Annotated in this window: 6 protein-coding genes; 1 reads left to right on the top strand and 5 read right to left on the bottom strand. The window is 55.6% G+C overall.

Features of this window, described 5'->3' with window-relative positions; genetic code table 11:
• Both VGE80_RS03970 and VGE80_RS03965 read right to left on the bottom strand, forming a co-directional pair.
• Positions 1-708 (bottom strand): amino acid permease (locus VGE80_RS03970; protein ID WP_440591748.1); only part of this gene is annotated, 708 nt, incomplete at its 3' end.
• Between the two features lie 31 nt (positions 709-739).
• Positions 740-1,330 (bottom strand): LutC/YkgG family protein, encoded by a 591-nt coding sequence (locus VGE80_RS03965; protein WP_397571216.1) that lies wholly within the window; start codon positions 1,328-1,330, stop codon positions 740-742.
• A 380-nt stretch (positions 1,331-1,710) separates the two neighbouring features.
• Between VGE80_RS03965 and VGE80_RS03960 the strand changes: the two genes are divergently transcribed.
• Positions 1,711-3,153: a hypothetical protein gene (locus VGE80_RS03960; RefSeq protein ID WP_440591747.1), complete on the top strand. Its 1,443-nt coding sequence runs from the start codon at positions 1,711-1,713 to the stop codon at positions 3,151-3,153.
• 35 nt (positions 3,154-3,188) lie between these two features.
• On the opposite strand, the gene VGE80_RS03955 is transcribed toward VGE80_RS03960, so the two are convergent.
• From VGE80_RS03955 to VGE80_RS03945, 3 genes are all read right to left on the bottom strand, one after another.
• Complete coding sequence (locus tag VGE80_RS03955) at positions 3,189-3,953, bottom strand: hypothetical protein (RefSeq protein WP_440591746.1); 765 nt, start codon at positions 3,951-3,953, stop codon at positions 3,189-3,191.
• Between the two features lie 429 nt (positions 3,954-4,382).
• A complete protein-coding gene (gene aroB, locus VGE80_RS03950) occupies positions 4,383-5,573 on the bottom strand; it encodes a 3-dehydroquinate synthase (protein ID WP_440591745.1) in 1,191 nt (396 codons plus the stop codon).
• Positions 5,570-6,427, bottom strand: coding sequence for a sugar phosphate isomerase/epimerase family protein (locus VGE80_RS03945; protein WP_440591744.1), 858 nt, complete (start codon positions 6,425-6,427; stop codon positions 5,570-5,572). Before VGE80_RS03945 ends, aroB begins: the two co-directional genes overlap by 4 nt.
• Between the last annotated feature and the right edge of the window lie 46 nt (positions 6,428-6,473).

The following is a 6,473-nucleotide window of genomic DNA, read 5'->3' as shown; positions in this document are numbered from 1 at the left end:
TCCTAACCCGTAAAGCAGTGCGAGCGGAATATTTCGTGATCGGTTGCGAACTTCTGCAGTGACGAAAGCGGCATCATTCCAGCCGCCATATGCGTAAAGAACCAGAATCATCGCCAGTGACCACCCCGGCCCGGTAATCGGTTTGGTTGCTGTCATTTCAGCACCCGAATTTGAAGAAAGTCCGACGGCAATCAGCATGACCAGACCCAGCAGCTTCGCTGCGACGAGCACCTTTTGCGTGTGACGCCCAGCGTGGACTCCCAGCATATTGATCAGTGTGAGTCCGACGACGGAACCGAGCGCAAACCACACGACGCTGGCTGGTGGGGCGTGAAAGACTTCGACTGCGTATTCCGCAAAGACGTAAGAAAGAGCGCCAATACTGCCAGTTTGAATAATCGCCAGTTGGGACCATCCAAACAGAAATCCAGCCCAGGGTCCGAAAGCTCGCGTCAGATAGTTATACTCGCCGCCCGACCGGGAATAGGTGGTGGCAAGTTCGGCGTAGCAGAGGGCACCAACAAATGAGAGTCCTCCGCACAACACCCACAGCGTTAATGCGGCTGCGGGGCTGGGGACATTACTGCAGATGATTCCGGGTGTCTTGTAGATCGTGCTGCCGATGACGATTCCGATCACCAGACTCACTGCGTCCCACAGTGACAAGGGACCGGATTCATCTCGTTCGTTCGTAGTGATCTCTGCCAATCGTTTCCCTTTGCGACGGTTTCGTTGTGGATCATCCGACGATGAAAATCGTCATCGATCGGGATCCATGAGCTCCGATCACCAGCGACTGTTCGATATCCGCGGTCTTCGAGGGCCCGGCAATGAACCCCCCATAAGGCGAACCAGTCACGTCAAGCCGCTCATAAGCCTCGTACAGGTTGTTTACGATTGCGCTGGCCTGAACCACAAGTGAAAGGTGCTGGCAGAGAAAATAAATGACCCTGTGTTTGACGGCCTCGTCACTGACCCACACGGCGGCGTTTTCGGCGACGGCGACTCCTCCGGGCAAAATCGCGAAGTCGACGTCAGAAAGCTGGTGAGGGTCAGCGATCGCATCAAGGTCGACGTTACCTGTCACAGCAGTCGTAACAAGCGACAGCGTCTTGGATGCGGATGCGAACTGTGGAAGCGCATTCAGATGTTCCCGGATGTCTGCTTCAGACGCGACTCGGATAGCACGGCCGCCGATCGACTCGAGTACCGAAACGAACTGTGCAACGGGGTCTTCGTATCGAATCCAGGGCCCGTCCAAGGGAGGTAACGGAGCCGATTGAGGAAGTTGTCGACGAACTGATGCAAGAATCGAATCGCGTGAAGACATAACGATCTGCGATTTCCAATCGAGGGTAGTTCAAACAGGGCGAATCCTGGGTAATCGCATGCGAACTGGCATGCCCGATCTCCCGGAACTTGTTCACAGTCTAAACAAGGTGAAATCACAACGCACGTCTGCCGCCTGATTGATTGAAGTACACCGGTTGGCGACCGAAACGTTGCTGTGGGGATCGCGGGGGGAGGGAACTGAACGCAACGCCGCCGGGGTCACTGAAAATTACGTTCTGAAACCGCCCCGATTCGGCAGAATCTGCCGATCGACGCAGATAAGTCCTTGTTCCAACTCCCTTTTGATTCAGCGTCAAAGTGTGGCCGGTCGATAGAAAACGGTAGTACGTGTTCTTTGCCGGAGTTGGGACGCTCACATTGTCTGCCATTTTGAAACATCAATCCGCTTCTGGACGCCACCCTCATCAGGTCCTGCTGGTGACTGGGGTGCTCTTGATGCTGGTGGGGCAAAGTGGCTGTACTTACGCTCGCCCCGCGATGAAATCGTTTTGGCAACGGGTTCCTCCCGTGCGCTGGCCAGTTCGGTTGTCCGAACAACAAGTCGCCGAATCGCAAAAGAGTTCCGAGCCGACGGTTGCTGCCAACGTCGCCATCAATGATGACGTTCCGACGGATTCCGATTCGAATCAATCGGTCGTTGAAGGTGAAGCCGTTCCGAGATCGCAGTTTTCTCGCGTCACTTCCTGGTTGCCCCGGATTGACTCCTGGTCATCGGGTGAGGCGTCGACAACGCCCGAATCCCCAGCGACGACCGAAGAGAGTGCACAAGCGTCGTTGAAGTCGGATCGAAACAGGTCTCCTTTAGAACGTCTGGATGCGGCGCTCAACAATGACTTGCAACAGGCCCGTGCTTTGCCCCAGCAGAGCGAGACCATCAAGGAGCAGCGAAATCGGGTGGACTTACTGATCGCCCGTGCCAAAGCGTTGTTATCGACGGGACAACACGAACAGGCACTCGAGATGGCGGACTTGGCGCAGCAGTTGAGCGATTCGCACCAGTTGGATTTCCATCCCGATGAAGACCGGCCCGCGGATGTCGTGCGGCGAATTGAAGGCCAAATGGAAGCGGTGGGAGATCTCCCTGAGTCGGAACTCGGGCGTTCGGAGTCCGGAAAGGCTACAAAGGACACTGTCGACCCTCTGGAAAAAAAGATCGATCCCAACTCGCCTGAGCAAGAGCTCAAAGAGCTGACGCGCAAGAACCGTAATTGGACGGCTTTGTTTCGCCGCGTGAAGAAAACATCGGCAGTTGAACTGGATGGGATCCTGCCATCCTCCGAAGCGGTAACTCTGGGTCTACCGCTGGATCTGAATACTGCAGAAACACTTCCCGAACGCGGGCTCAAATCGGTCCAACCGGGGGCGATCGTGAGGGCCAATCGCAGCGTATCGCTCAAGTTTGTCGATCCCGTTGGAGATTCAATTTCGCCTTCAATTGAACCCGTCCTCGATGAATCGATCCCGTCGATTAATACGTCAATCCAAACGGAGGATGAGACCCCGATGGCAACGCCCGCCATTGAGCAGCTCAATGAGGGAGAGGCCCGCTTTTCCGACCGCGAGCAGCGCGCTGTCACTCTCGGTGACCTGGATGATGAAAACGTCGAGATGCCGGAATTCGAGAATGTGGAAGTTCCCGCGAGATCGAGAAAGACTGAAACGCGGCTCGAGGAATCACAGTCACGGGTCTCGGATGACGAGGCGCACTCTGTCCATAATATCGATTGGCTGCTGGCTTACGGCGTAATTGGAGTTTGCACTGTCTTCGCTGTGGTCTGTTACCGAAGCGGGACCACCTGATCGATCGACGTCGCGCCTCTCGTAGAATGCTCGTTTCAGCAGAGACTTGTGGCGATCTTCCATTCGAGTGACTTCAAGAGCCGCTGATTCCGGGTCGACTCGAAATTCGGCAAGTTCGCGAGGATGGACTGCATCATCGCGGCGAACTCAGGCTCGTCCACCGGAGTGTCCGAGAGCTGCTGAATAAAGTTCATGCGAAGTCCCGCGGAGACGAGATCTTCGATAGGGTTGTGGCCAGGTTGAGCATCGGCGGAGCCAGTGCTCTCGTGAAAATCGCTCGCTCGTTCCCGGTCGAATGCAAACTCGAATGATTCGCTGTCAGATGCCACCATCGATACCAGCAGGTCGGTCGATCGATCGCATTGACGACGCAGTCTGTCCAGGTTTCGGAACGGGAGATCATACTCCTCGGGGAGGCTGACCAGCCGAGACAAGACTTCCAGTCGCAACTGGAAAAGACCACTGACAATGTTTCGACAGACGCGAGTCAGGTCGGTGGAATTGGTGACTTTGTCATGTGCAGAAAGGCATGTCGCCCAGGTGCGGACGAGCATCTCACAGACGAACAGTCGGGGAGCGATTTGCTCTAACAGGCTGAGATTCCGTTTCGGGTCTTCTAGCCCCCTAGCGAGAAGCGCCGTCCAGCGTTGCTGGAGTTGCCGGTTGCTTTGCCAGAATATTCGGATCGCGTCGTGCGAGACAGGCTCATCACAGTGGCGATGGGCTTGTCCGAGACGCGAAACAAGCAGTGCTAGTTCCGCAACAGAGCGAGTTGAGATTCCAGAATTCACGGACAGCATACAGGCCTCATCAATAGCAACGGCGGGACTCTCCTTCGCAATTGCAAACGGAATGCCACCTCTGCTGATGACGGGATTTATGCCCGGCATGCCTCATTCATGAGGTGAATTCCACTGGAGAAGATTCCCCAAACCCCCGTGAATTCATGCGTCGACTTTGTACTGGATTGTAATAACAGCACGTGACAGCAAACGGTGAATCCTGATCAGGCCCGGGCTGTTTGCTGATGAGAACGCTGCCGCAATACGACATCGGGCGATCAATGTTTACCGGAAGCAACATCGATCGCCCTCGTCTTCGGTCCAGACAGAGATGCAGAATGGATCTTTGGATTCCGGTCAAGCGGCGATGGTATCCCATCTGGAACGGAATGTGGCCGCAGGAGTCTGCAGCCACATCTTCACTCCAGACTCACTTCTTGCGGGCTTTTACCGCGAGTGGTTGAGGACATTTCGCACGTCCGATTCAGGGACGTCAGAGAAGGTTTTGACGGCGCCTGCCCGGATCGGCAGGACGAACCTCAAGCTTCCGGAGACAGATTTTTTGTCCAATCGCATCCGAGAGATCACATCATCGTCCGACAGCCGCAGCGTGTCAGGAAGTGCGGTCGGAAGATGGAGAGCTTCCAGCAGACTGATTTGTCGCGCGGTCAGTGCGGCGTCGATCAAACCGCGTTGTTCGGCAAGGCGACTGGCGTGAATCATCCCGATTGCCACCGCCTCACCGTGCAGCAGTTCGCCGTATCCAGCAAGTGCCTCGAAAGCGTGACCAAACGTGTGGCCGTAGTTAAGAGCGGCACGCAGTCCTCTGGTCTCGAATTCGTCCTGTTCCACCACACTTGCCTTCAGTCGGCAGCTGCGGGCAATAATATGCCGAAGAACGAGGGGATCTCGATTGTTGATGGCTTCGATGTGGTGTTCGAGATATGTCAGAAATTCAGCGTCCAGAATCACACCGTACTTCACGACTTCGGCCAGCCCCGCACGATATTCACGTGCCGGGAGTGTGGCGAGTGTTGCCGTGTCGATCAGGACTCCGATCGGCTGATAGAACGCGCCAATCATGTTCTTGGCGCGAGTGTGGTTAATACCGGTCTTACCACCAACTGAACTGTCGACTGCAGACAGCAGGGTGGTGGGTACCTGGACGAAGGGAAGCCCTCGCATGTAGGTGGCAGCTAGGAATCCCGCAAGATCCCCAATCACTCCGCCGCCGACCGCGACGATCAGTGTGCGGCGATCCGCGTTCAGCGCGATCAGTCGATCATGCAGACGCGTCAACATTTCCGCCGACTTGGATGTCTCGCCCGCCGGGAGAACTTCCGTTTCACATCGCCATCCAGCCTCGATAAGCGATTGACAGACGACACGTCCGTGCGAGTTAAACAGGTTCTCGTCCGTCACGAGAAACGCGAACGGACGCTCCACAGGACGCTTCTCAGCGATCCAGACACTTCCCTGTGGCGGTGGCTGAGTGCAAAAAGCCGATGACATGCCATCTCGTACGTACCACCAGTTCTCAAACAGTTTCCCGCACGAGCTGAGTTGATCGGTGACAATGGCGATTTCATACGATCGTGGCCCAAGATCCACTTTCAGGCTAGCGTCGTCGTGAATCACTTTGGACCTCCATTTCCCGTTGAACGTCCCGTGGCAGAAACTTCGTCATAAATCCGCTTGAGGTAATTGATGCTTTCACGGGCAATAAGTTCAGCCCCAGGCTTGTAGTCGAAAACCTCGACGCTGACCCATCCGCTGTAGTTCGTTTCGAGCAGGGCCTGGATGATGGGACGGTAGTCCGTCCGGCCCATTCCTGGTCCCAGCAGATTGTCGTCGTTCACGTGGAAGTGGCCCGTGATAGAAGCGTACTGCTTGATCAGATCAGGAATCGACACGGATTCGCTCAGCATCGCTTTCACATCCTGGTGCAGCACGATACCCGGGTGGTCCACTCGGTTGATCAGTTCCACTGCCTCTGCACAGGAATTGACGAAGTTGGTTTCTTTTGTCGTGAGTGGCTCCATCACGATTTTGACACCCCGGTCGGCGAATGCAGGCAGGGCGTTACGAAAAACCTCGGCTGCATTGTCGTACGCTTGCTCCCGTGAAACTCCAGGTTGAATGTTGCGCTGGAGGGGCGAACCGAAAACCATGACTTCGCCCCCCAGATCGGCGCAGGCTTTCCCCAATTCGATCAGATAGTCCGTGGTTGCTTTACGGACAGCCTGGTCGTTGGTCGTGAGGTGAAACCCTTCTGTTTTTGCCAGCAGCCAGTGCAGCCCACAAATCGTCAGTCCGTGATCTGCTGCGACGGACTTCAGTTCTCGCCGCTGCTCGGAAGAGACGTCTGAGATTCGAGAAGCAAGGGTGAAGGGGGCCAGTTCGATACCGGTGTAACCCGTTTCTGCGATGAAGCGACACTGTCGTGCCCAGTCCCAATTCTCAAACAATTCCTGACAGATCGCGTATTTCATAACCTCTCCGGTAGGTGGGAGTCTCGCAGGTTCAGACCTGCTGCAC

Origin of the sequence: Schlesneria sp., assembly GCF_036405755.1 — a bacterium.
Lineage (GTDB): Bacteria > Planctomycetota > Planctomycetia > Planctomycetales > Planctomycetaceae > Schlesneria > Schlesneria sphaerica.
The sequence above is the reverse complement of the archived record's forward strand: the minus strand, read 5'-3'. Positions and strand labels throughout refer to the sequence as shown.

What these genes read in the sequence shown, in the direction of transcription:
- VGE80_RS03965 (WP_397571216.1), bottom strand. Translation starts at nt 1,330, where the DNA reads ATGTCTTCACGCGATTCGATTCTTGCATCAGTTCGTCGACAACTTCCT.
- VGE80_RS03955 (WP_440591746.1), bottom strand. Translation starts at nt 3,953, where the DNA reads ATGCTGTCCGTGAATTCTGGAATCTCAACTCGCTCTGTTGCGGAACTA.
- VGE80_RS03945 (WP_440591744.1), bottom strand. Translation starts at nt 6,427, where the DNA reads ATGAAATACGCGATCTGTCAGGAATTGTTTGAGAATTGGGACTGGGCA.